The sequence below is a fragment of the Fibrobacter sp. genome (genome assembly GCA_024398965.1).
GTDB lineage: Bacteria > Fibrobacterota > Fibrobacteria > Fibrobacterales > Fibrobacteraceae > Fibrobacter.
The window spans coordinates 58,194-83,718 of record JAKSIF010000010.1 but is presented as its reverse complement, the minus strand read 5'-3'; the positions used below and the strand labels follow the sequence as shown (position 1 = coordinate 83,718).

Annotated in this window: 18 protein-coding genes; 11 read left to right on the top strand and 7 right to left on the bottom strand. The window is 51.4% G+C overall.

All coding sequences use genetic code 11. The annotated features are described in order from the left end of the window. The first annotated feature begins 44 nt into the window (after positions 1-44). Positions 45-1,565 (top strand): sigma 54-interacting transcriptional regulator, encoded by a 1,521-nt coding sequence (locus tag MJZ26_06270; GenBank protein ID MCQ2105378.1) that lies wholly within the window; start codon positions 45-47, stop codon positions 1,563-1,565. Between the two features lie 139 nt (positions 1,566-1,704). Next, complete coding sequence (locus MJZ26_06265) at positions 1,705-3,753, top strand: NAD(+) synthase (GenBank protein ID MCQ2105377.1); 2,049 nt, start codon at positions 1,705-1,707, stop codon at positions 3,751-3,753. A 115-nt stretch (positions 3,754-3,868) separates the two neighbouring features. Here the strand turns inward: MJZ26_06265 and MJZ26_06260 are convergent, their stop codons facing one another. Both MJZ26_06260 and MJZ26_06255 read right to left on the bottom strand, forming a co-directional pair. Continuing rightward, positions 3,869-6,409, bottom strand: coding sequence for a DNA gyrase/topoisomerase IV subunit A (locus MJZ26_06260; protein MCQ2105376.1), 2,541 nt, complete (start codon positions 6,407-6,409; stop codon positions 3,869-3,871). Between the two features lie 2 nt (positions 6,410-6,411). Then, a complete protein-coding gene (locus MJZ26_06255; protein ID MCQ2105375.1) occupies positions 6,412-8,262 on the bottom strand; it encodes a type IIA DNA topoisomerase subunit B in 1,851 nt (616 codons plus the stop codon). Between the two features lie 258 nt (positions 8,263-8,520). Here MJZ26_06255 and MJZ26_06250 point away from each other — a divergent pair, with 258 nt between their 5' ends. The 7 genes from MJZ26_06250 (at position 8,521) to MJZ26_06220 (ending at position 16,145) form a co-directional block, all read left to right on the top strand. Next, the gene (locus MJZ26_06250) at positions 8,521-9,015 is read left to right on the top strand and encodes a hypothetical protein (protein MCQ2105374.1); all 495 of its coding nucleotides are present in this window, start codon (positions 8,521-8,523) and stop codon (positions 9,013-9,015) included. Positions 9,016-9,046: 31 nt separating this feature from the next. Further along, complete coding sequence (locus MJZ26_06245; GenBank protein ID MCQ2105373.1) at positions 9,047-10,126, top strand: NAD-dependent epimerase/dehydratase family protein; 1,080 nt, start codon at positions 9,047-9,049, stop codon at positions 10,124-10,126. A 17-nt stretch (positions 10,127-10,143) separates the two neighbouring features. Then, a complete protein-coding gene (locus MJZ26_06240; protein ID MCQ2105372.1) occupies positions 10,144-10,920 on the top strand; it encodes a glycosyltransferase family 2 protein in 777 nt (258 codons plus the stop codon). 80 nt (positions 10,921-11,000) lie between these two features. Further along, complete coding sequence (locus MJZ26_06235) at positions 11,001-11,912, top strand: MoxR family ATPase (protein MCQ2105371.1); 912 nt, start codon at positions 11,001-11,003, stop codon at positions 11,910-11,912. 164 nt (positions 11,913-12,076) lie between these two features. Beyond that, a complete protein-coding gene (locus MJZ26_06230; GenBank protein MCQ2105370.1) occupies positions 12,077-13,291 on the top strand; it encodes a DUF58 domain-containing protein in 1,215 nt (404 codons plus the stop codon). Then, on the top strand, positions 13,288-15,366 hold the full coding sequence (locus MJZ26_06225) for a transglutaminase-like domain-containing protein (protein ID MCQ2105369.1): 2,079 nt from the start codon (positions 13,288-13,290) through the stop codon (positions 15,364-15,366). The genes MJZ26_06230 and MJZ26_06225 overlap by 4 nt, the downstream gene beginning before the upstream one ends. Positions 15,367-15,374: 8 nt before the next feature. After that, positions 15,375-16,145 (top strand): hypothetical protein, encoded by a 771-nt coding sequence (locus MJZ26_06220; GenBank protein ID MCQ2105368.1) that lies wholly within the window; start codon positions 15,375-15,377, stop codon positions 16,143-16,145. A 132-nt stretch (positions 16,146-16,277) separates the two neighbouring features. Here the strand turns inward: MJZ26_06220 and putP are convergent, their stop codons facing one another. Then, positions 16,278-17,822, bottom strand: a complete 1,545-nt coding sequence (gene putP / locus MJZ26_06215) for a sodium/proline symporter PutP (protein MCQ2105367.1) — start codon at positions 17,820-17,822, stop codon at positions 16,278-16,280. 98 nt (positions 17,823-17,920) lie between these two features. On the opposite strand from putP, the gene tsaA reads away from it, so the two are divergent. Together tsaA and MJZ26_06205 are read left to right on the top strand one after the other, a co-directional pair. Then, the gene (gene tsaA / locus MJZ26_06210; protein MCQ2105366.1) at positions 17,921-18,661 is read left to right on the top strand and encodes a tRNA (N6-threonylcarbamoyladenosine(37)-N6)-methyltransferase TrmO; all 741 of its coding nucleotides are present in this window, start codon (positions 17,921-17,923) and stop codon (positions 18,659-18,661) included. Positions 18,662-18,749: 88 nt separating this feature from the next. After that, a complete protein-coding gene (locus MJZ26_06205) occupies positions 18,750-19,274 on the top strand; it encodes a hypothetical protein (GenBank protein ID MCQ2105365.1) in 525 nt (174 codons plus the stop codon). 71 nt (positions 19,275-19,345) lie between these two features. Here MJZ26_06205 and MJZ26_06200 read toward each other — a convergent pair whose 3' ends face one another. The 4 genes from MJZ26_06200 to pnp all read right to left on the bottom strand — a co-directional run bounded on the left by MJZ26_06200 (position 19,346) and on the right by pnp (position 25,522). After that, positions 19,346-20,455, bottom strand: coding sequence for a hypothetical protein (locus tag MJZ26_06200; protein ID MCQ2105364.1), 1,110 nt, complete (start codon positions 20,453-20,455; stop codon positions 19,346-19,348). 126 nt (positions 20,456-20,581) lie between these two features. Next, complete coding sequence (locus MJZ26_06195) at positions 20,582-21,349, bottom strand: hypothetical protein (GenBank protein ID MCQ2105363.1); 768 nt, start codon at positions 21,347-21,349, stop codon at positions 20,582-20,584. A gap of 32 nt (positions 21,350-21,381) precedes the next feature. Next, positions 21,382-23,088, bottom strand: a complete 1,707-nt coding sequence (locus tag MJZ26_06190; protein MCQ2105362.1) for an HD domain-containing protein — start codon at positions 23,086-23,088, stop codon at positions 21,382-21,384. Positions 23,089-23,254: 166 nt separating this feature from the next. Next, positions 23,255-25,522 carry a polyribonucleotide nucleotidyltransferase gene (gene pnp / locus MJZ26_06185; protein MCQ2105361.1) on the bottom strand — a complete coding sequence of 756 codons (2,268 nt, stop codon included), beginning with the start codon at positions 25,520-25,522 and terminating at the stop codon, positions 23,255-23,257. Positions 25,523-25,525 lie beyond the last annotated feature (3 nt).

Below are 25,525 nucleotides of genomic sequence, written 5' to 3'. Positions count from 1 at the left end.
TTTTACATTTTATGTAAAATCAGATTCCGAACCAAGAGACTCCTATGAAACAACCAATCGGCCCAGAAATTGCTGTTATTCAGAAGATCAGTGCAGCCATTATCCACGAACGTAACGTGGAAAAGCTCCTGTCCAACGTTCTGTCCATTCTGGATTCGGAACTCGGTATGCTCCGCGGCACCTTTACGCTGCGTTTTGGGGATACCCTGAAGATTGAATCCTCCCACGGGTTGGATGATGCCGAAAAGCAGCTGGGCCAGTATCATATTGGTGAAGGTATTACGGGCCATGTGGCAGAAACTCGCCGCAGCCATGTGATTCCGGACCTGCGCAAGGATTCCCGCTTTTTGAACCGTACCGGCTCCCGTAATTACGATAGCCAGGTGGCCTTTATTTGCGTACCTCTGATTCATGACGAAGATTTGATCGGTACTCTTTCTGTGGACCGCCCGGTGGACGGCGCTACGGATCTGGACCGCGACGTAGCTCTTCTGGAAATTATCGCCAACATCACTGGTGATGCTGCCAACGAATGCATCGAAATGCACGCTGAGCAAGATGCCCTTCGCGAAGAAAACCGCAAGCTCCGCGACATGCTCAGCAACAATCCTTCCGACCTGGTGGGCAACTGCCGCGAAATGCAGATTGTCTACGAACAGGTTCGCCAAGTGGCTCCTTCCGATGCCACGGTGCTCATCCGCGGTGGAAGCGGTACCGGTAAGGAAATGATCGCCCGCGCCATCGTGAATATGTCCGGCCGTAAGGACAAACCCTTCATTACCTTGAACTGCGCCGCCCTTCCCGAGAACCTGGTGGAAAGCGAACTTTTCGGTCACGAAAAGGGTGCGTTCACTGGTGCAGTGAACCGCAGAATTGGCCGTGCAGAGGCTGCAAATGGTGGTACTTTGTTCCTGGATGAAATTGGTGATTTGACCATGCAGACCCAGGTGAAGTTGCTCCGCTTCTTGCAGGAAAAGACTTTCAGCCGCGTGGGCAGTAACGAAGAACTTCATTCCGACGTGCGCTTCCTTGCAGCAACCAGCCGCAATCTCGAAGAATTGATGGAAAAGAAACTGTTCCGCGAAGACTTGTTCTACCGCTTGAACATTTTCCCGATTTCCATGCCGGACTTGGCAAAGCGCCAGAGCGACATTATCTTGCTGGCAGAACATTTCATCGAAAAGATGAACTTGCGCTACAACAAGAAGGTGGCTCGTTTGTCTACAACCGCCATCAACTTGCTCATGAGCTATCATTGGCCAGGTAACGTCCGTGAACTTGAAAACTGCATGGAACGTGCCGTGCTTACGGCAAGCGACGACTGCGTGCACAGCTACAACTTGCCGCCTTCGTTGCAGACAAGCTTGAGCACCGGTTCTGTGATTTCTGCAGAAATGAAGAGCGCTCCGCTGGACGTAATGATGAACAACTACGAACGCGAGCTGATCACCGAAGCCATCAAGCGCCACAACGGAAACCTTTCTGCTGCAGGCCGCGAGCTGGGCGTAAGCCCCCGCATGATGAACTACCGCATGAACAAGCTGGGAATCAAGTCTAGCAAGTAAATGATAGATGGCGCTCGCGAGGATGTCATTCTGAACAAAGCTCTAGAATCAAGAATGTCATTCTGAGCGAAGCTCGTAGAGCGTAGTCGAAGAATCTAGAACGCAAGTTAGTCTTGCGTTCTTTTTTTATATTTAAGCCATGTTCGGATTTTATCGATTTGCTTCTGTCTGCCCCAACCTGAAGGTTGCGGATACTGCTTTTAATACCGCAGAAATTATTCGCTGCGGTAAGACTGCTCTAAATGAGGGTGCCGCCGTTACGGTGTTCCCGGAACTTTGCATTACAGGCTACACCTGTAGCGACCTGTTCCACCAGGAACTGCTGTTGAAGAATGCATATGCAAGCCTGCAGAAAATTGCAGATGCTTTTGCCGATTCCGACATGATTGTTGCTGTGGGCTTGCCCCTCCGCATGTTTGGTCGCCTTTATAACTGTGCCGCCTTTGTTCAGCGCGGTCATTTGATTGCGGTGACCCCGAAAATTCATTTGCCTAACCAGCGTGAATTCTACGAGAAACGTCACTTCAATAGCGGTCGCGATCTGCTGAATTCTGCCGACCGCATTACCTGGGATTTCCCTGGCTTTGGTGAAGTGCCTGTAACCAATTTTATTCGCAGTGGCGTAAGTTCCGTTGGTGATGGTGTTGCTGCAAGTGGATGCTCCGCAGAAAGTGCCGGCTCTGAAATCTGCTTCGGCGTTGAACTTTGCGAAGACCTTTGGACTCCCATGCCTCCCAGTGGTGAACTTGCCCTGGCTGGTGCCAACGTCATTTTGAATCTTTCCGCCAGTGATGCTCTGGTAGGCAAGGGTGACTACCGCCGCAACCTGGTGATGAACCAGTCCGCTCGCTGCATGGCGGCCTACGTCTATGCCTCCGCCGGCGTTCAGGAATCCACCACCGACATGGTGTTCAGCGGTCACCTGATGATTTCTGAAAACGGAAGTATGTTGGCTGAAAGTAAGACCTATGGCCGTGATTCCGAAATCATTTACGCAGATGTTGATGTGCAGCGCTTGAATATGCAGCGCCTGAGCGAAGGTTCTTTCCAGGACTTTGACGCAACGCCTTACTTTGCTACAGCTGCGGAATTTGGTCCGTTGCCGGAAATCGCTGCGGGTGAAAACGTTGATGCGCTCAAGTATCGTTATGTTTGCCCCACGCCCTTTGTTCCGGGAAATATTGAAGCTCGTGATGCCAACTGCAAGGAAATTTTTAACATCCAGTGCGCGGGTCTCGCTAAGCGTATAGAAGCGTCCCATTCCAAGCGCGCCGTTGTGGGCTTGAGTGGCGGTCTTGATTCCACTTTGGCTTTGTTGGTAATTGCCGAAACCTTCAAGCTTCTGAAGCGCCCTGCTTCCGAAATCCTGGTGCTGACTATGCCCGGCTTTGGAACTACCAACCGCACCAAGAACAATGCGGTGGAAATGGCAAACCTTTTGGGCGTTGAACTGCGCACCGTGTCCATCAAGGACGCCTGCATGCAGCACTTCAGCGACATCGGTCATGATCCTGCTGTACTGAACGTGACCTACGAAAATGTCCAGGCCCGCGAACGCACCCAGATCTTGATGGACGTTGCCAACAAGGAAGGCGGCATTGTGGTAGGTACCGGCGACCTTTCTGAAATCGCCTTGGGCTGGAGCACTTACAATGCGGATCACATGTCCATGTATGCGGTAAACTGCGACATCCCGAAAACGCTGGTCCGCCATGTGGTTGCCTGGTACGCCGATCGCGCCCGTAGTTTTATTCCTAAGGAAAAGACGGCTGATGCCTTGGCTGTCGTACTTCGCGACATCTTGGATACGCCTGTTTCTCCGGAACTTCTGCCTGCCGACGCCAACGGCCAGATTGCCCAGAAGACCGAATCCATTCTTGGCGCCTACGAAATCCACGATTTCTACCTGTACCATTTTGCGAAGTACGGTGCGGAGCCTGCAAAGATGCTGTTCCTGGCGAAGAAGGCCTTTGGTGCCACCACGGAAAACGGAGTCGCGGTTCCTGCCAAATATCCAGACGAAGAACTGGAACGCTGCTTGAAACTCTTTGTACGCCGCTTCTTTACCCAGCAGTTCAAGCGTAGCTGCATTCCCGATGGCCCCAAGGTAGGTACCATCAGTTTGTCTCCCCGCGCCGACTGGAGAATGCCTTCTGACGCCAGCTTTGGCGACTGGCTTTTAGACTAGCTGGCTGCAAGCTTCAGCGATTCAAAAAACACCTTGGCTTTTACCAAGGTGTTTTTCTTATTCTAGACGATTTTACGAATTCTGGATTGCGGTGCGAACCGCATCGCCGGAATCCTTACTTGAAGAGATCCGGCTCTTCGCCACTGTCTTCATCGCCGTCTTCTTCTACGGAATCGCAGAACGGATCGGCGGGGGAGATACGGCTGACGCGCTTTACCTTCTTGGCGGTGAACTTGCTGCCCAGAGCCTTATAGCCCTTGACATCGGCCATTTCCGTCAGATCCAGTTCTTCCTTCTGGACTTCGCGGCCAACCTGGTATTCCATCAGTTCGCGGGCGTCGTCGGTTGCGAAGAACTCGATCATCTGGGAATCCTTATGGTCACTGATGAGGCTGAACTCCGTTGTCATGGGGCAGCCTTCCAAATTGAAGCGCTTGACCATGTAGTTGAAGTTCCCGCCTTCGAAGTACAGTATACTGAAGACCTGTGCAGGATCGTACTTGTGAATGTACTTGATGCCTGTACCGATCAGGATCGGGTCTGCCATGTCATGGACTCGTGCAGTTCCGTTTTCCTTCACGATAAGGATCTTGTCCTTTTCGCCGAATTCACCGATGCGGTCGCCCTTCTTCTGGGTGCTGATGATGCCGCTGGGGGCATCGAAGTACAGCACGCGTGCGCCCAAGGTGCTAACGCCCTTGCGGGTGCGCTTGATGCTCTTGATGGGGTACTTGGTGACGATATTGCCAATGGCGCCACGACCCTTCACTTCTACAGAACTGAAATCCACTTCGAAGTTCAGCTTGGTACGGGGGCGGGGCTTCAGGGTGACTTCCACCACTTCGGCTTCGCCGTTTAGGTTGCTGGACAGGTAAAGAATCTTGCTGCCCGGCTTGCCCTTGCCCATGAAGTAGTCCTTGTCGCGGGTAACGCCACCCACGTTGAAGCGCTTGATGTAGGCGGTGCCTTCCTTGCCATCCTGGTGGATGACGTTATAGATATGGCGGTCGTCGTCCTTCTTGAACTTTTCAACAAGGATGATGTCCTTGCCTACGAAGTCCTTGTCGCTGACCTTAACCACCTTGAAGCTGCCATCGGCCTTGAACACGATAAGGTCGTCGTACTCGGACACGTCGAAGAGGTATTCTTCCTTCTTCATGCCGGTGCCGACGAAGCCTTCCTTGCGGTTCACGTAGAGCTTCTGGTTGGCCAGAGCCACATGGACTGCGCTGACGGTGCCAAATTCGCCGATTTCAGTCTTGCGGTCGCGACCTTCGCCATACTTCTTGAGAATGTTCTTGAAGTAGTTGACGGCGTAGTCGGTCAAATGCTCCTTGTTGTAGTTGACTTCTTCAATCTTTGCGTCCAGTTCCTTCAGCAATTCGTCGGCCTTCTTGCGGTCGAAACGGCTGATTCTGCGGACGGGGATTTCTGCCAACTTGAGAATTTCTTCGCGGGTCACTTCGCGACGGAGCTTGCGCACATAGGGCTTCAAGCCGTCGTCGATCAACTGCACCATTTCTTCGTGGGTCTTGGCCTGCTTGATCACTTCATAGACTTCGTGCTCGATGAAGATCTTTTCAAGGCTGGTCATGTGCCACTGGTCCTGCAGGTGCTTGAGCTGGTTATCCAGTTCCCAGTCCAGCAGGTGAACGGTGTGGTCTGTAGAAAGCTTCAGAAGTTCGGTAGTGCTACTGAACTTGGGCTTCTTGTCGATAATGACGCAGGAGTTGGCTGCCAAGGTGGTCTGGCAGTCGGTAAATGCATAGAGGGCGTCGATTGCCACCTGGGGGTCGGTACCAGGCTGCAGATGAACCAGGATTTCCACGTTTTCGGTGGTGTGGTCCACGATCTGCTTCACCTTGATCTTGCCCTTGTCATTGGCCTTGACGATGGAGTCGATCAGGCTGTCCGTAGTGGTTCCGAAGGGGATTTCACGGATGGCGAGAGTCTTGTTGTCCACCTTTTCGATGCGGGCGCGGACCTTGAGGCGGCCGCCGCGACGACCGTCGTCGTATTCGCTGACGTCGATGATGCCGCCGGTAAAGAAGTCCGGGTAAAGAACGAACTTACGGCCACGCAGGTAGTCGATGCTGGCCTGGCAAAGTTCCTTGAAATTGTGGGGGAGGATGGTGGTGGAAAGGCCTACGGCAATACCATCGACGCCCTGTGCAAGCACAATGGGGAACTTGGCGGGCAAGGAAACCGGTTCCTTGGAACGACCATCGTAGTTGGGAATCCATTCCGTAGTTTCCGGGTTGAACATCACCTCGACGGCGAAGTCGGAAAGCTTACCTTCGATGTAACGGGGAGCAGCGGCTTCGTTACCGGTGAGGGGGTTACCCCAGTTACCCTGGGGCTCGATGAGCAGGTTCTTCTGGCCCATGTTCACCAGGGCGCTGTAGATAGAAGCGTCGCCATGGGGGTGGTAATGCATGGTATCACCTACGATACCTGCCACCTTGTGGAAGCTGCCATCGTGCATTTCGAAAAGGGTGTGCAGAATGCGGCGCTGCACCGGCTTGAGGCCGTCTTCGAAATAAGGCACGGCACGGTCAAGGATGGTGTAGCTTGCGTAGTCCAGGAACCAGCCGTTATACAGCTTTTCCAGATGATTTACGTTGGAGAGGCCTAGTGTTTTCTGTTCTTCATCCATGATTACAGCTCCTCAACGGCTTCAGTTCTAAGGTTTTCAACAATAAAGTCCTGACGGCTCTGGGTGTTCTTGCCCATGTAATATTCAAGCATTTTACCCAGGGAAGCGTCGGTAGGCATGGTCACTGTTTCCAGGTGCATGTTTTCGCCGATCAGAAGCTTAAAGTCTTCGGAGTCCATTTCGCCAAGACCTTTGAATCGGGTGATTTCCAGATCCTTCTTGGTGATTTCCTTGGCGGCGCGGTCGCGCTCCTCTTCGTCGTAGCAGTAGAAGGTCTTGGTCTTGTCCTTCTTGTGGCGGACGCGGAACAGGGGGGCCTGCAGAATGTACAGGTGCTTTTCTGCCACCAGTTCCGGGAAGAACTGCAGGAAGAAGGTCATGAGAAGCAGGCGGATGTGCATACCGTCCACGTCGGCATCGGTTGCAATAATCACCTTGTCGTAGCGCAGGTCTTCCAGACCGTTTTCGATGTTCAAGGCTGCCTGCAGCAGGTTCCATTCTTCGTTTTCGTAAACAATCTTCTTGCTCAGGCCGAAACTGTTCAGCGGCTTACCGCGAAGGCTGAACACTGCCTGGGTCTTGGGATTGCGTGCCGTAGTGATGGTACCGGATGCAGAGTTACCTTCGGTAATGAAGATCATGGTTTCGTTCTTCAGCGGGTTCTTTGCATCGGTAAGGTGTACGGAACAGTCACGAAGCTTCTTGTTGTTAAGATTTGCCTTCTTGGCGCGTTCGTTGGCCAGCTTTTTTACACCAGCCAGGTCCTTGCGGAGCTTTTCGTTCTGGTTGATGCGGTCCAGCATTGCCTTGGCAACGGCTTCGTTCTTGTGAAGGTAGTTGTCCAGTTCCTTGGCCACGTAGTCCACGATCCAGGAGCGAAGTGCGGGGCCGTTGGGAGCGGTAGTGGTGCTGCCCAGCTTGGTCTTGGTCTGGGATTCGAAAACCGGTTCCTGGATACGTACGGAAATGGCGCCGATAATGCAGTTACGCACGTCGCTGGCGTCGAATTCCTTCTTGAAATGGTCGCGGATGCCCTTGACCACGCCTTCGCGGAAGGCTGCCTGATGAGTACCACCCTGGGTGGTGTGCTGGCCGTTCACGAAGCTAAAGTAATGTTCACCTTCCTGGTTGGAATGGGTGATGGCGAACTCGATATCCTTGCTCTTGCAGTGGATGACGTCGTAGCGGATGGTGTCGTCGGTACGGCTGTGCAAGAGGTCCAAAAGACCGTTGGGGCTTACGTAGGTCTTGTCGTTCATGATGAGGGACAAGCCTGTGTTCAGGTAAGCGTAGTTCCAGATCTTTTCTTCCATGTAGGCCGGAAGGAACCTGAAGTTCTTGAAAAGGTCGTTGTCGGGCACGAAGTAGATTTCGGTACCGTTCTTTTCGTTGGTAGCCTCGATCTTGTAGTCCTTGGTAAGGATACCCTTGCTGAATTCGGCCTTTTTCACGCGGCCGTCGCGGATACTGCGGACAACGAAAGTGGTGGAGAGGGCGTTCACCGCTTTGGTACCCACACCGTTCATACCCACGGACTTCTGGAAGGCTTCGGAATCGTACTTACCACCGGTGTTCATCTTGCTGACGCAGTCGATGACCTTTTCCAGGGGGATGCCACGGCCATAGTCGCGGACGCGGCAGGCATGGTCTTCCATGGTGATTTCAATCTTCTTGCCGGCACCCATGGCGAATTCGTCGATGGAGTTGTCGATCACTTCCTTTGCGAGAACATAAATGCCGTCATCGGGGCTCTGACCATCGCCAAGTTTACCGATGTACATACCCGGACGCATGCGGATATGTTCGTACCAATCCAATGTTTTAATATTGCTTTCGTCGTATTTTACTGCCATAGCCTAGATAAACCCTTAATTTCGCTAGTAAAATCTATAGTTGAGTCAAATTTTTGGCAATTTTAGGAATTTTTCCGGTATTTCCTGGGACGGAATCACCCTTAAATCCTTGATTCGCGGATAATATATAAAAAATTTTTGTCACTGAGTGACATTTTGTGCAGTATGTTCGGTTTTTTATCACTAGATTTTGCGCTTTTTTGCAGAGATGGTTTGGTTTTTATATATTAACCCCTGTAAAAAAAGATGAGGTTTAATATGAAGTTTACCCGTTCCCTGGTTTTGTCTGTTGGTTTGGCTGCATTTGGTTTGGTCGCTTGCGACGATTCCTCTTCCGCATCTTCCGAAGATTCTCCCAAGTCTTCTTCCAGTAAGGAAATTTCTTCTTCTAGTGAGGAAGGTTCTTCCAATTTGCCTGCTCTGGACTGCTCTGTTTCTAACGGGGTAAAGGTTGTTGCACCTAAGGAAGGTGAATCCTTCAAGATGGGTGAAACCATTACCGTGATTTACGGTTCCGACGTTCAGGGATCCGGCTATCGCTTTGTATTCAAGACCTCCGAAGATGACGAAGGCGTGGATATGCTGGAAGAATCTGCAGGTCCCGAAGAACCGGATGGTAAGACTTGCTACGAACAGAAGGTCAAGCTGACCGAAGATGTGGCTGAACCTACCGAAACCGCCATTATCCGAGTGATTCCCTACGAACAAACCCGTAAGGCCGGCAATTCTGCCACCTTCAAGGTGACCAAGTAACCCTTGCCTTTTGCAGGGTGAATTTGGAAACGTGAATCCCCGTTACCTAAACTTTCAGGATAATTCCATCACCGTGGCTCTTGTGGGCTGCGGTGGTTTTATTGGTAGTCACCTTCTGCAGGCGGTCCTTGAAAGAACCAATTGGCGGGTCTTTGGCGTAGACCTGGAATCCTACCGCATCCAGCAGCACTTGGCAAACCCTCGGGTAGAATTCCTTTGTGCAGACCTGGCGAACCCGCTGGTGGTGGAACGTATAGCACGTTTCCCGCTGGTTGTGAATCTGGCTGCCATTTGTACGCCAAGCCGTTATATGGCTGAATCCGCAGAGGTTATCCGCAGTAACTACGATCATCCGGCACGTCTGGCGGATGCCTGTGCCAAGAGCGGTTCATGGCTCATTCATTTTTCCACGTCGGAAATCTACGGAAAGACTAGCGCTACCTCCGGCCTTCTCGACGAGGACTCTTCCGAACTGACTTTTGGCGCTGTGACGGCTAGCCGCTGGAGCTATGCCACGGCGAAACTTCTGGCGGAACGCTATATCGCAGGCTTGCCCGGCTTGAACTGGACAGTGGTTCGCCCCTTTAATTTTGTGGGCCCCTTCATGGACTTTATGCCCGGAGTTGATGGGGAAGGTATCCCGCGAGTCCTTGCCAACTTCTCTACGGCCCTGGTTCGAGGTGAACCCTTCATGCTGGTGAACGGAGGTGCTGCAAAGCGCAGCTTTACTTCTGTTCACGATGCGGTGGACTTTATGTTTAGTCTTTTTGCCGCAGGTGCCGAAGGCGAAAATCCCGCCCTGGGCCAGGCATTCAATGTTGGCAATCCCGATAATGAGCTGAGCATTGCCGAACTTTCCCAGATGATGAGAAACATTTACGCTCAGATTCGTGGTGTTGATGAAAATTCCATTCCTGTACCGCAAATCGTAGATGGTGTTGCGTACTACGGTGCCGGCTACGAAGATTCCATGCGTCGTCTGCCCAACGTTGAAAAGGCGGAGCGCCTGCTTGGTTTCAGGGCTAGAACTCCCTTGAAAGCTGTGCTGGAAGAATCCTTGCGTTGGTTTGTGAAATACTATTCTGTTGAACGTCATTCTGGAGAGGCGTAGCCTCGATAGAATCTAAGATGCGGTTTGATTCTTTTATCTTCGTTCCCGCCTACAACGTGGAAAAGACCCTGGCGGAGGTTCTTTCGAAGATTCCTGCCGAAGTGTGGGATCGCTCCAGAATACTTGTTGTAAATGATGGCTCAAGGGACGGAACGGAAAAGGCTTTTTACGAGTATGCAAAGCTAGTCCGAGAAAAGTACGGAGACCAGGCTGCTTGCCGTTTGGATTATTTCTGCTTTGAAAAAAACAGCGGTTATGGAGCTGTGGTAAAGAAGGGCTTGACCGAGGGAATTGCCTCTGGTGCAAAGTTCGTTGCCTGCCTTCACGGGGATGGTCAGTATCCTGCAGCTTTGCTGGACAAGTTCTTGGATCATCTGGAAAAATTCAGAGCCACGGATAGACAGGGTAGGGAGTCTGCACCGCTTGCTTTGCTGCAGGGCTCTCGTCACGCGGTTGCCGGCGGTGCCAAGAAGGGAAACATGCCCCTCCATAAACGTGTTGGCGGCGCTTTCTTGACGGCGTTGGAAAACCTGGCGTTCAAACAGAAGTTGACGGATCGTCATAGCGGCTTTATACTGTACCGAACGGATTTCCTGAAAACCTTGGACCTTGAAAAACTGAGTACCAGCTTTGATATTGATCTGGAGCTGATCGCCATTGCGGACGCCCGAGGATTTAAGGTTGGGGAACTTCCCATTCCAACGGTCTATGCCGAGGAAACCTCCAACTTGAATGTGGTAAATTACGGTTTGCGTTGCCTTCGTCTGGTATGGCGGCGCTTATGGATGAAATAAACATAAATCAGTGATAAAACCTATTCCAATCCGTATGGTTGCGTGAACCAGACGGATTTTTTTGAATATATATTTGTGGTATGATCAAGTCTTTAACTTCCGCTTTGAATAATGTTCTTCTTGGCAAGAACGATACCGTTGAACTTTTATTGATGGCCTTGCTGGCTGATGGCCACGTGCTCATTGAAGATGTTCCTGGTACAGGTAAGACTACGCTTTCCAAGGCCTTGGCTGCCGCTGTGGGGGCGGACTTTGCACGAATCCAGTTTACTCCGGATCTGCTTCCTGCTGATGTGACGGGCGGTGCGGTCTATAACGCAAAAACTGGCGAGTTCAATATCAAGAAGGGTCCTGTGTTTACCCAGATTCTTCTGGCGGATGAAATCAATCGTGCATCCCCAAGAACTCAGAGTTCCCTGCTTGAGGCAATGGAAGAACGTCAGGTGTCTTTGGAAGGGGATCGCCACAAGCTGCCGGAATTGTTTATGGTGCTGGCTACGGAAAATCCGGTGGAATTCCATGGTGTGTTCCCGCTGCCCGAAGCCCAGATGGACCGCTTCATGATTCGCATTTCCGTAGGGTATCCTACTGAGGAAACGGAACTGCAGATTTTGCGCAGCCATCGAGAAGGTCGACCCATCGATAAGGTGGTAGCAGTGACTACGCCGGAAGAAATTCTGAAGACTCGCGAAGCTGTGCAAAAAATTCACGTAGATGAATCTTTGGAACGTTATGTGGTTACCCTAGTGCAGGCAACCCGTAATGACGGTGGCGTACGTTTGGCCGCAAGTCCTCGAGCCGGCTTGAACTTGATCCGTATGGCTCAGGCTTGCGCGTTCATGAATGGTCGTGACTTTGTAAATCCCGACGACATCCAGCGGGTGTTCTTCCCGGTGATGGAACATCGCGTGTTTGCCAAGGACAGCGCCAATCCCGAGGCCAGCAAGAATATTCTGCAGAGCATCCTGAAGAAGGTGAATATCCCGAAATAGGATAAAACGGAAAGGATAAAGGATAAAGATTGTTGTGTCATCCTGAGCGAAGCCCGTAAGGGCGAAGTCGAAGGATCTAGAAGATTGCTCCGCGGTATATGAAATCTTTTGCTTCATGGTTTGTAAATAGCGTTCCCCGTGCGCCTCGGCGTGCTGGGCTTTTGATGCATATTTACTACCTGTGGCAAGAATACTTTACTCCGGCTGGTCGCGCTGCTGCTGCCTTGTTCCCGCTGTCCATGGCGCTGGGCATGGTTCCCGGCTTTTGGGCTGCCTGGGTGTTCTGCGGTTTGGATTTTTTGCTGTTTCTAGGGATGATTCTTTCCTTGTTTGCTTCTTGCAAACTGAATTATGTTTCCATTGAAAATGTGGTTGTGACGCCGGCATACGAAGGCGAGGTTGCAACAATCTCTGCAGAGATTGGCGTTGGTGGTGATTCTGCTGTTAATGCAGTTGGAAAAAAGAAGGGCTTCTTCCGTAAGAACAATCGCTTGGATTCCGTTCAGCTTTCGTCTTTCAGAATGGATCCGTCCTTGACGGTAGAGCCGTCGGAACTTGTGCGGGTAACTAAGGCGGATGGTTTCAAGAAACTGGAGTGTTCCATCCAGACAAAGAATCGAGGAGCCTTTCCCTTAAGGAAAATTGCGGCCAACGTTCCCGAGATTATGGGCCTTATGTGCTGGCCTTATCCATACATGGGTTCCGCTGAACTTCTGGTTTATCCTCGCCCTATAAAGGTGGGCGAGTTCCCGTTCCTTACGTCGGGCGCCAGCGGTATGGTGTTTGCACCGCTGCTCATGCCGAGCCTTACCCGCGGTATGAATTTCGTGGGCGTTCGGGAATATCGTGAGGGTGATGCCCTACGAGACTTGCACCATAGGGCCTTTGCCCGATACGGACGTCCTTTTACCAAGGAATTTGAAACAGAACGTGGGGCCGGCGCCATTCTGGTGCTGGACACGGCGGCGCCTTCTTTCGTGGAACGTCAACATTTGGAAAACGCCATCAGGCTTACCGCAGGCATTGGCATTTGGCTTCTGGAACGGAACATCCTGGGACGTTTCTTTATCGACGACGAGGAAATCCCGCTTGCCGGCAGTGGCGCCGCCAATGGCGAAGGCCGCAAGAACTTGCTAGATGCATTGGCTCGAATTCCTGCGGCCAACCTGATTTCCGCGAAGAAACCGGGGCCCTGGTCTCCGGCGGCCCGCCCTATGGATCCGGTGCTTCGCGTGGGCCTTTTTGCAAAGGATGACCCGCTGGTTCACAAGCATATTGTTGTGACCCGCTTCAAGGGCGATGCTCCTGCGGGAGATGCTGCCAGTGATCACAAGACGCTGTTTGTGAATGCGAAAATTTCTGGCGGAGTGTCTCTATGAAAAAAGAAATCGTAGACATCCGCTATATCGCCAAGGTGCTGTTCCTGGTGTTAGCCTCTTTCAATCTGGGGCACACGTTCGACATGACCTGGCTTGGTTTGGTTTTTGCCGTATACTTCGCTGTAATCGGAGTTGTTAACGCAACCAGTCGCCGTGAATTTTCCAAGCGTCCGCGGTACAACAAGATTCCCGCCTATGGCGCCATTGTCCCGCTGGCTTTGTACTGGGTCATGACTCCGGGTGTAGAAAATGGTGTGAATCCGGTTATGGTTTTCTTGCCCGGATTATACCTACTTTTCCTGGCTGCGCTTCAGGAGCGGAGCCGCGGTAATGGAGGCTATGAAACCTTTGTCGCCTTCGATGGTGTGGCAGCCCTTCTGTTTGGAATGTTCATGATTCCTAAGGGTTGGGCTGGCGTTGGAATTGCGGGCCTATTGCTTGCCCTGTTCGCCTACAATCGACGCGGAACTGCCTGGTACAAGTATTTGCTGTTTGGGTTTCTGATTATAGCCTTGTCAGGGATTTCTTACGGAGGTTGGCGTTACTGGCGGGCCCACCGATACGAAAACGGAGCCCGTTGGGCGGAAGATTTTTACCAGCGGGAACGAGTCATGGGTTTTGACCAGGTGGCCGCCTTGGGTAGCTTCGGCAGCAATTACAACGGAAAGTACAACAGCCAGGTGGTACTCCGCGTTTGGGATACACAGCCTTCCCGCTACCTAAAGGCCGCCAGTTATGAAAAGTATGTTGCCGGAATCTGGAAGTTGCCGACTGAAGTTGTAAAGACCTTGATGCCTGCTTACTATCAAGTGGACTATGCTGTTCTTGAAGTGGCGGATTCGTTGACTCGTCCTTTGGATTCTGCCGGCATTGTTCGTAAGCCTCGTCAGGTTTGGGTGCAATCGACACTTAATAATTTCGGCTTTGTCTTTGCTCCCTATGGATCTGTAGGATTTGCCGCCAAGGATTTGGATTCCCTCCATTACTTCGCCGGAGGTATGGTCAATGGTCTAGACAAGAATGGCAAGCGATCCGACTGGCATTATTTCGTTTGCGAGAACGGTTCCGTATCTGTTGGAAAAAATGATTCCGTATCTGCTGAAATATCGACGAATCCCTGTGCAATACCGGACTCCTTGCTGGTCTACAATGAAGGGGACTTGCTTATTGGTTCTCGTTACGAACCTCTCATAGATTCCGTGGTGGATGCCATGGGGTTGGTTCGTCGCGACGTTTCTAGTAGCGATTCAGAAAACCTCCAGCGCATACTCGCCTACTTCAAGGAAAACTTCACCTATTCCCTGCAGATTCCGGGCCTTGAACGTTGGCGTGGTTCTGGCAGCGACGTAAAAAAAGATCCCCTCTCCATCTTCTGGCATGCCAAGCAGGGCTTCTGCGAATATTATGCGACCCTGGCAACTTTAACCTTGCGTCGTGTAGGAATTCCCGCCCGCTATGCCACCGGCTTTGCAAATCCCGAGGTGGTGGAGGGCCGCCCCTACGCCGTCTTCCGCCGTAAGCATTCCCATTCCTGGGTTGAGGCGTTTGTGGATGGTCGCTGGGTTGTCTTTGACCCCACACCGCCTATGCTTACTCCAATGGGCTCTGAACCAAGTTGGCTGAGTGCCAAGTGGGAAAGCCTCCAGGGGCGTGCTGCTCGCCTTATGCACTTCCTTAAGGAAGGTGAATGGCGCCGCACCGTGGACAGCTGGCAGAACTACACGCAAAAGATTACCGATGGTATTGCCATTTACGTGGCTCTTGTAATTGCAATCCTTGCTTTTGTTGGACTGAAGGTTCGCGGATACCTAAAGGGACGTCGTCGCAACATCATTACCCCGAAGAATGCTGCAGCTGCCGAATTGGCCCGTAAGCTGACCAAGGCTGAACTTGTTTTAACAACATTAGGTTATCATCGAGAAGATGGAGAAACCGTAGGTGCGTTTGTTAAACGATTGCAACGGGCGGATGCCGGTACTTTGGGCACGAAGAAGGCCGATCCTTCGGCAAATGAAAAGTTGCAACAGACAATAAAGATTCTTCAGGATTACGAAGAACATAGATGGATGAAATAGGAGGAATCATGAAATATTTATGGAGTTCTGTTGCCGTAGCAGCACTTCTTGCTGCTTGTGGTGATGAGCCTACGAATAATGTGTCGAATGCGGAAGATGTAGAATCATCCTCGTCTATATCTAAGGTGGATTCTGTAGAATCTTCTTCATCGGTATCTAAGGCTGATTCTGCAGGTTCTTCTTCTTCAATATCTAAGGTTGATTCTACGGCAACGTCTTCGTCAAGTAAAGGAACGAAGTATGAAACTGTTGTTTCTTACGGCGAAATGACTGACCCTCGAGACTCAAAAACATATAAGACCATTACCTTGAAATATTTTGATGGCGAGGATTCTATAACCAGCGATACCTGGATGGCCGAAGACCTTGCGTACGATGCAGAATATCCCGATCAAACATTTGCTGGTAGTAAATACTTCTATTATGATGTTGGATCTGCAATGGATTCCTTAAAATCAGGCTGTGGCACGATATGCTCGGATTGTATGTGGTACTGCAACTTACCGGAAAATTTCCAAGGTATTTGCCCTGACGGTTGGCGCTTGCCGTCCTTTGCTGAAATTGAAAAGTTTGCTTCGATATTAGAAAACGATGATGAAGCTATGAAAGCGTTCTATCATTCGTCCCCTTCCGACGAATGTCAGGATGATGAACGTTTCTGGACCAGTACTGAACTCGGATATGGTCTTTTTGCCGGACTTGGAAACACAGAAGCGTGCTTTAGCCCGTATGAATATCCTATAGAATTCTTTGCATCGGTCCGTTGCTTGAAGGACTAAAAAATCCTGTTGCAAAAATGGTAATAAAAGAAACCCGAACCGAGAGGTCCGGGTTTTCTTGTTTAAAATTATCGTCAATTACAAACTATAAATCGTAATTCATAATTCATAATTCATAATTGCGCGAAGCGCTTAAAGCTTCATGTCGGAAAGGCGGGTGTGTTCCACGGCGTCGAATTCGTCCTGGATTTCCTTGCTGGGCTGCTTGGTCAGAAGGCTTACCACGATGATGGTAATCATGCTGAAGACAAAGCCCGGAACCAGTTCATAGATCTGGAAGATTTCTGCGCTAAGGCCAGAGAGGTAGAACTTCCATACGAAGGTGGTGATACCGCCAACCAGCATACCGGCAACGGCTGCGGGCAGGGTGGTACGCTTCCAGAAGAGGGCGAGCAGTACCAGCGGGCCGAAGGTAGCGCCAAAGCCACCCCAGGCGAAGCTAACGAGGCTCATGACCACATCCAGGAAGTTCTTGCCGGTCTTGGCAGCGCCGTCGGCAGAGGGTGCGCCCTGGAGAGCCACGAGAACGGCGATGATAGCGATAACGGCAACCACAATGCGGCTTACCCACATGATTTCCTTGTTGGAAGCGTTCTTGCGGAAGATGTGCTTATACATGTCGTTACTGAAGGCGGAAGCAGAAACCAGGAGCTGGGAGTCTGCGGTACTCATGATAGCGGCAAGGATTGCAGCCATGAGGATAGATGCGATTGCCGGGTGGCAGAGTGCCTGGCAGAGAACCATGAAGATACGTTCAGGGTCGGTAACGGAGAGACCGTTGGCGCTAACGTAGTAGCGGCCCAGGAGACCAATCATGATCACGGCACCAAGGCAGATGATAACCCAGGTCATGGCGATACGGCGAGAGTGGGTGATTTCTTCTGCGTTCTTGATGGACATGAAACGCACCAAGATGTGAGGCATACCGAAGTAGCCAAGACCCCAGGCCAGGCTGGAAATCAGGGAAATGAAACCGATTGCCTTGCCGGTGGATGCGTTGGTGAAGAGGCTCATGAGGTAGGGATTCTGGACATTCACTGCGTCCATGGTAGCGGCAAAACCACCGCCGGAGATGCAGATGATGGTAGGAATCACGAGTACGGCGATGAGCATCATGGATGCCTGGATGAAGTCGGTCCAGCAAACGGCGAAGAAGCCGCCCATGAAGGTGTAGCTGACAACCACAACGGCGCCGATGATAAGGCCGGTGGTGTAGTCCAGGCCGAAGATGGTGCCGAACAGCTTAGCGGAAGCCACAAAGCCGGAAACGGTGTAGAACAGGAAGAATGCCAGAATGAAGAAGGAGGCAATCACGCGGATAACGCCCTTCTGGTCACGGAAGCGGTTGGAGAGGAAGTCGGGGAGGGTAATGGAATCGCCGCAGAAGTGGGAATACTTGCGGAGACGACGGCCCACAATCTTCCAGTTGAAGTAGGTACCGATCACAAGACCGATACCGATCCAAGCTTCGGAGAAGCCGCTGAGGTAGATGGCGCCCGGAAGACCCATGAGCATCCAGCCACTCATGTCGGATGCCTGGGCAGACATTGCCACCACCCACTTATTCATGCCACGGTTGCCCAGGTAATAGGCGTTGAGGCTGTTTGCCTTTCTGGAGAAGTAGGCACCGATGCCCAGCATCATCAGAAGGTAAAGAATAAAGACTACAACAGTCATTTGTTCCTCTTCTTTGTTACGGCGTTGTTCTTGGAATAAGAGACGCCTGTGTTAATAATTCCACTCGGGAAGATAGTAAATTTTCTATATAGTCCTGTGTGAACGAATCCCGCAAAACCCCGTCTGTATACCCCTTCAAGGTCATCGCCAAAATCAAGGGCGATTTCCCAGATAAATTCGGTATTCCCCGCCAAAGCGGTCTCCTGAAGGAACTGCGTTCCGCCATCCGTTTCGAGCCGGAGTTTCGCGTAGCTGACGCCCTGCGAGGGCTTGAAGGTTTCAGCCACCTTTGGATCCTCTGGATTTTTTCAGAAAATGTAAGAATGGGCGAGGATGGCGAAAATCGCTGGAGCCCAACAGTGCGCCCCCCGCGTCTTGGGGGCAACAAGCGCCTGGGCGTCTTTGCAACCCGTAGCAGCTTCCGCCCCAATCCGGTGGCCATGAGTTGCGTCAAGATTGAGGAAATCCGGCTGAACGTTTCCGATGGCGACTACAATGGGCCTGAAATTATCGTCAGCGGCGCCGACATGATGGATGGTACGCCCATCGTGGATATAAAACCCTACCTGCCTTACGCCGATTCCGTTCCCGAGGCTCTCGGAGGCTTTGCGGAGCAGGTTCGCTTTAATACCCTGCAGGTTGATTTCCCGGAGAATCTTGCGGCTAAATTTCCGACAGAAAAACTGAAAACCCTTCAGGAAATCCTGTCCGAGGACCCAAGGCCCGCATATCAGAAGGATCCGGAACGAGTCTACGGCTTTAAATTTGCCGGATTCGAGGTGAAATTCAAGGTGCTTGACCAGATTCTCCACGTAGTGAACCTGGAAAAACTGCGCTAATCCTCTGTTGCCGGGTAAATTATTTGCAAAAATGTTCCTTTGTTTCCAACTTTTTCTTATATTCAAGAAAAAATTAATGAGGTGTATAATGATCAAGAAACTGTCTCTGCTGGCTGGCATCTGCGCTATGGGTCTCATGACCGCTTGTAGCGATGACTCCACTCCGGATCCTACCAAGGCTGAACTTTGTGGCGCAGGCATTACCCATGACTGCCTCGTGGGTACCTGGACAGCAAAGGGTGCCGCAGACAAGAATTCCGGTGCAATGTTTGCAGAAATGGATTATTCCGGCAATCCGGGCTCCCTTATCCTTAACAAAGATGGTTCCTTTGAATTTGATCTGCCTCCCATGAACCCCAATGCAGGATATCCTGACTGCAATCCGGTATATGGTACTTGGACTGTCGAAGGTGCTGTTTTGAACCTGGCTTCCAACATCAACAATATGTGCCTGTATTCCAAGAAAGCAAATTTGACCCCGAAGGTCGAAGTTGTTGGTGCCGAAGTCAAGCTTTCTTTCGAACAGATGTGGTTCTTCTACGGTGATACCGACGAAATGGCTATCCGTAACACCGGTACCGAAATCTTCACAATCAGCGCTTCTGCCAAGTAATCAATCTTGACACAAAGCAAAAAGCCTAGGTTCATCACCTAGGCTTTTTTTTGTATCGATGTGAAATCGGATTACTGGATGCCGCCGTCGATAACGGTGCCGTCAGGCATGACGGAGTCGTTCATGCCTTTGATGGGGGCGTAGCGGACTTCGTTCTTGTCGTTGATGATGATGGCAACGCCTGCCAGGTAGTTAAGCCAGTTACGGGGAGCTTCGGTATTGTGCAGCTTGAGGTCAATCTGCCTACCGGTGGCCCACACGGTAAGGGGCATCAGTACCTGGTCGTGGGAAGCGACTACGGTGTACTTGGGCATTTCGGCATAGTCCTTGATCAAGTAGGTACTGATCAGTTCCTGGCTACGTTCTTCAAGATCGTAGAAGGCTTCTGCGTACTTGCCGTCGTAAGCCCATGCTGCGTACATTACGTTCACGTTCTTGATGGAATCTGCTGCCATGTAGGCGTCTCGGGCGTCCTTGTCTTTCAGGAACCAACCATCCTTAAGGGCCGGAATGGTGTCCGCTGTAAATTCGGGAGAGACAACCGTAAAGTGCTCATTGCCATCTTCGCCTTCTGCATAGGTGATTGTGAAGGTTGCATCGCCGCGGCCTGCAGCAATACCGAGGGCTGTCTGCATGGTTCGGGTCATGCCGGAGTAGATATACTTGAACTGGCCTTCGCCTATAAGCTTCTTGCCTGCGTTGACTGCCGCTTCGAAACCATCTTCGGTAAGGGCTGAAACAGATCCGGTAAATCCTTCACGTTCTGCATGTCGAACGATGAATACGACCTTTTCGTCGCACTGGATGTTCTTGTAGACTTCGCCAATATCGTTGAACTTTGACTGCTCAAAGGCTACAGGTGCAGAAGCTTGTCCTGCTGCACAGCCGGCCTGATCCTGCTGGCCGGGGGTGACTACAGGAGTGTCTCCTGTATTATCGCCTGGCTGTACGGGGGTGTCAATGGGAGTTTCTGCGGGTAATCCGCCTTGACCGTTGTCGTCGGGATTGGTAATCTCGGCACCGTTACCGCTGGGATTTTCAGGAGTAACCTGCCCGTTGGGATTTTCGGGAACAACGGGGCTGGTGCCGGAGGAGGAGTCGTCGCCGCAAGCTACAGTGCCCATTGCTACGAGAGACATCATTGTAGCAACAGTTAATGGCGCAAATTTTTTCAAGTTCATAAAAAATCCTTATACTAGTCATTCCTAATATAAGAATTTTGATGATTTAAAGTTGTAAACTAATATAAAACCGTAACAGCCGTCACCTAGGAAGGCGTGTCACGGGGGCTCTGACCTAAAGCGGTTTTAGCAGTTGTTGTAATTTATGTCGTTACGTCGCTTTAGTTCCTTGTTTAAAAGCATATAGGGCGGCGTAAAAACGGTCCATCCGATAATCAGCACAATCCAGTGATTGAGACCAAACCAAAGCTCCGTGTAGCGCATGATAATGAACATGAACGGCCCCACCATTAGGAATACAGGTAGCTGTCGGCACTGGTCTCCAAGAGAAAATCGACTTTCGTAGCTCACGATGGAATTCATCATGGGGAAGCTGGTGCAGAAGCCCTGCATAAAGCTCTTGATAACCATAAGCCCGCCTACGACGCAAGCGATAGCAGGGGCCTTGATGTACACCGGCAGAGGCGTCTTGTAGCGTACTCCGGACTGGTACTTTTGTTTTTGGAACAGGACGATGCCAACAAGGAAATCAAAAAGGCAGGCTCCCAGAAAAACGCCTTCCCCTTGAGGCAGGTGGGGTAGGGTGAATGTTCCGGCAAAGACCACAAAGGCGAGTCCTAGAATGATGGAAATGACAATGGGGCACTTTAATTTGTAGGTTAAAAAACGGACCAGGTTCGCAAAGAGCATGCAGTAGAACCCTGCAATCACGTTGGGCGTATCGATGATCTTTCCGACAGCAAGGTAGGCAAAGCCAAAGGGGATGGGTATGGTTGCCGTAACGGCCTTGAGCTGGGGGTCCTTAAGGTAGGCGCTCACGGTACCAAGGGCAGTCACCATGACAACCAGTAGCCAGTCGTAAAAAGAAAAATGAAAATTCAGGGCGTCAAACATTTTGGCCCAAATATAAAAAGTTCGCTATAGCCTTATCTGTCGGTATAATCGGAACTTGCCTTGGAGTAATACTCTTCCAGCTTTGCACGGCTGTTGTAGAAACACTTCCATAGCTTCGGGTCGAACTGAGTTCCCATTCCTTCGGTAATGATACCAAATGCCTTTTCGAAGGAGAATTCGTCCTTGTAGTGCCTTTTGCTGACAAGGGCGTCGTAAACGTCGGCTATGGCCATGACTCTTGCTTCGAAGGGAATGTTTTCTCCAGCAAGTCCGCTGGGGTAACCCTTGCCGTCGTAACGCTCGTGATGATAGTTGGCAACGTTCTTGGCAATTTGTACGAAATTCGGGTCCTGTACCTGGGAAAGCAGGTTCTCCACAATGACCGCACCCTTTTGGGAATGGGTCTTCATCACTTCGTATTCCTCGGGGGTAAAGCGCCCCGGCTTTCTTAGAATCTGGTCGTCAATGGCAATCTTGCCAAGATCGTGCATAGGAGCAGCCTTAACCAGTGCGTCAAAGAATTCCTTGGAAAAACTAAGGCTCTTGTCTCGGCGAAGTTCGTTTACCAGGATGGCGACAACATCGCTGGTTCTTTTGATATGGCCACCGGTGTTGCTGTCGCGGCTTTCGACCATGCTGGCAAGGCCAACCATCATCTGCTGTTGCATGGTCTGGATCTTGTTGGCGTTATCCTTGACCATGGTTTCCAGGTGGTCATTGCTGGAACCGAGCATCTGGATATAGCGGTGCAGCTTTGTGTCTTCTTCGATCTTGAACAGGTTAACCGTGACTTGCTTGGATATGGAAATCTGTTTGACTGTCAACTTGTAGTGCTTTCCGGAGAATTCGTAGTTCTTGCTATCAGGAGCTTCGCCGCTATTAATCTGCAGAACCCATTCCAGCAGGTAACCGACAATCCCCTTGGTCGAGATAATCGTATGGTCCACTCGGCAATCTGTAAGTTCGGGGAAGTTGGTGTAGGCGATGTCGTTGCATCCTAAAAATTTCAGGTTTGAGGAAATGGATACGTAACTGTCTGTGTTGTTTTCCTCAAGGGCATCCACCACACTCTGGGTTATGTCGTAACGCTTGATGCGGTTACAGATGTAGAGCATTACGAACTGGTCGAATACATAGACTGCGGGCATCACCAGGGTGTCTCCACCGAGGAATCTTGCTAGGAAGAAGGAAATAATGGTGGCGACTTGCAAAAGGGCAAATGCAATCAGGCACTTGTAGGAAACATTTTTTTTCTTGAGGAAGGCGTAGATAAGCACACCGAGATTGGCACACACATAGAATGCCAGCATCAGGTTGAATAAGGCATGCCCGGGGCCGTAGGTTGCTTCAAAATTTCCGGCACCAAAGGTGAGGATATATTTTGCCGAAGTGTAGTATAGGTCGCTAAATCCTACGGTTGCAGACAGACCGTAAACAACGAATGCAAGCAGAATCAGGACCGTGCCAAGAAGGTTGGGAATCTTGATCTTGCAAATCTGGAGAATAGCAAAGAAGGAGAATAGGGGGAGGAATATGGCGCCAACGTAGTTCATCTTGTTGGCAAGAAGGACCTCGGAAAGGTCCGAGGAAAGAGCCATCAACAGAAAGCCTACGCACGAGACGAAGGCCGACATGAAAATGAGTGCATAGGGGCCGTTCTGCCTAGGGTAAAGGCGGAAGAGGATTATGATGTTCACTGCGGCAAGAACGCACAGCGCTAATAAATATCCGATAACCATACAAAGACCTATTCGCCAAACAGTATGAATAATAAAAATATTTAGTGTGCGCTACGTCACAGATTTGAAAATATCTCGTGATATTTGTTTATTCGATTTTACAAAAAAAGAAAGCCCAACCACCATTGGTGGTTGGGCTCGTGTTCAAAGAACGATTTTGTCGAAATTATGCTTCGGCAGGTGCTTCAGGAGCGGCAGCTTCTGCTGCGGGAGCTTCAGCGGCCGGTGCTTCTGCTGCAGGAGCAGCTTCAGCCGGCTTCGGAGGGAGCAGTGCCTTCATGGAAAGCTTTACCTTGCCCTTCGGATCGACACCGAGGCAGAGAACTTCAACTTCGTCACCGACGTGAACAACGTCTTCGACCTTGTCGACGCGATGGTCTGCAAGTTCGGAGATGTGCACGAGACCGTCGCGACCCGGGAGGATTTCAACGAAGGCGCCAAACGGCTGGATCGTCTTCACCTTGCCCTTGTACTTGCGGCCGGCTTCCGGTTCTGCAGTGAGTTCTTCAATCATGCGGCGGCAAACTGCGGCAGCCTTACCGCTGGGTGCAGCGATATCGATATTGCCGTTGTCGTCGATGTTGATGGTGCAACCGGTCTGAGCCTGCATGCCCTTGATGACGGAGCCACCGGAACCGATCACGTCGCGGATCTTGGTGGTAGGAATCTTCATCTTGAGCATGGTGGGTGCCTTTTCGGAAACCTTGGGGCGAGGTTCTGCGAGACCCAGGGTAGTCATCTTGTTCAAGATGTGGAGACGACCCTGCTTGGCCTGTTCGAGAGCCTGGCGCATGAGTTCCGGAGTGATACCGCGGATCTTGATATCCATCTGGAAGGCGGTGATACCTTCGGCGGTACCAGTCACCTTGAAGTCCATATCGCCGAGGTGGTCTTCAGTGCCGGTAATGTCGGACAAGATTTCGATCTTGCCGCCTTCCTTCACGGAACCCTTTTCGGAGATGAGGCCCATTGCGATACCGGCAACCGGAGCCTTGATAGGAACGCCTGCGTCCATCAAGGAAAGGCAGCCACCGCAAACGGAAGCCATGGAAGAAGAACCGTTGGATTCTTCGATTTCAGAGCAAACGCGGATGGTATAGGGGAAGTCTTCGGGCAGCGGAAGAACTGCTGCGAGAGAACGTTCGGCCAAGTGACCGTGACCGATTTCACGGCGGGAAAGGCCAAGCTTCTTGCATTCACCGACGGAGTACGGCGGGAAGTTGTAATGAAGCATGTAGCTCTTGGAGCCTTCGCCCTGCAAGCTTTCGTAGCGCTGTTCGTCAGCCTTGGTGCCGAGGGTACAGATAACGAGACCCTGGGTTTCACCGCGCTGGAAGATAGCGGAACCGTGAGCACGCGGGAGCACGCCCATTTCGATTTCGATGGGGCGGACTTCGGTAGTGGTACGGCCGTCGAGACGAACATGTTCGTTCAGGATCATTTCACGCATTGCGGTGCGTTCGTAATCGCTGAAGATTGCCTTAGCATCGGCAACGAGCTTTGCATCAGCTTCGTCGCCAGCACCGGTAATAGCGGTAATGCGTTCATCTTCAAGCATGCGCTTGCAGAGGTCTGCCATTGCCGGATAGAAGTCGGTCTTCACCATGTTGGAATGAACGTCCTTGTTCAGTTCTTCCCAAACGACTTCCTTAACGGTAGCGAGGAGCTTTTCGTGTTCTTCGCCCACATGCTGGGGCTTCAGTTCCATCTTGGGCTTTGCGCAACGTTCAACCAGCTTCTGCTGGGCCTTGCACATTTCCTTGATGACTTCGTGACCGGCGAGGATTGCGCCAATCATGGTGTCTTCGGAAACTTCGTAAGCACCACCTTCGACCATGCAGACAGAGTCTTCTGTACCGGCGACCACCAGGTCAAGATCGGCCACAGCGAGCTGGTCGTAAGTCGGCATCACGATGTTCTGGCCGTCGACGACAGCAACGCGCACTGCTGCAACCTGCTGTTCGAACGGAAGTTCGGAAAGGCCGATGGAAAGAGATGCGGCGCTAACACCGAGAACGTCCGGAGCAAAGGACTTGTCGGCAGAAAGAACCTGGACGATGACCTGGACTTCACGGGTGAAGTTTTCCGGGAACATCGGGCGGATCGGGCGGTCGATGATACGAGCGGAGAGGATTTCTTCGTCGGAGGGACGACCCGGTTCGCGCTTGCTGTAGCCACCCGGAAGGCGACCAGCAGCGTAAGACTTTTCGCGATATTCAACAGTCAGAGGGAAGAAGTCTCCATCCTTTTCTTCGCCGTAGCAGACGGTGGAAAGGAGGAAGGCATCACCCATCTTGGCAACAGCAGAACCGCGAGCCTGCTTTGCCAGTCTGCCAGTTTCGAACGTGAGTACACGGCCGTCGGGAAGAGTAACGGACTCTTCCTTCGGATCGAGCATCTTGCCGTACTTGGCCTGGTATGCGTCAATAGACATAGT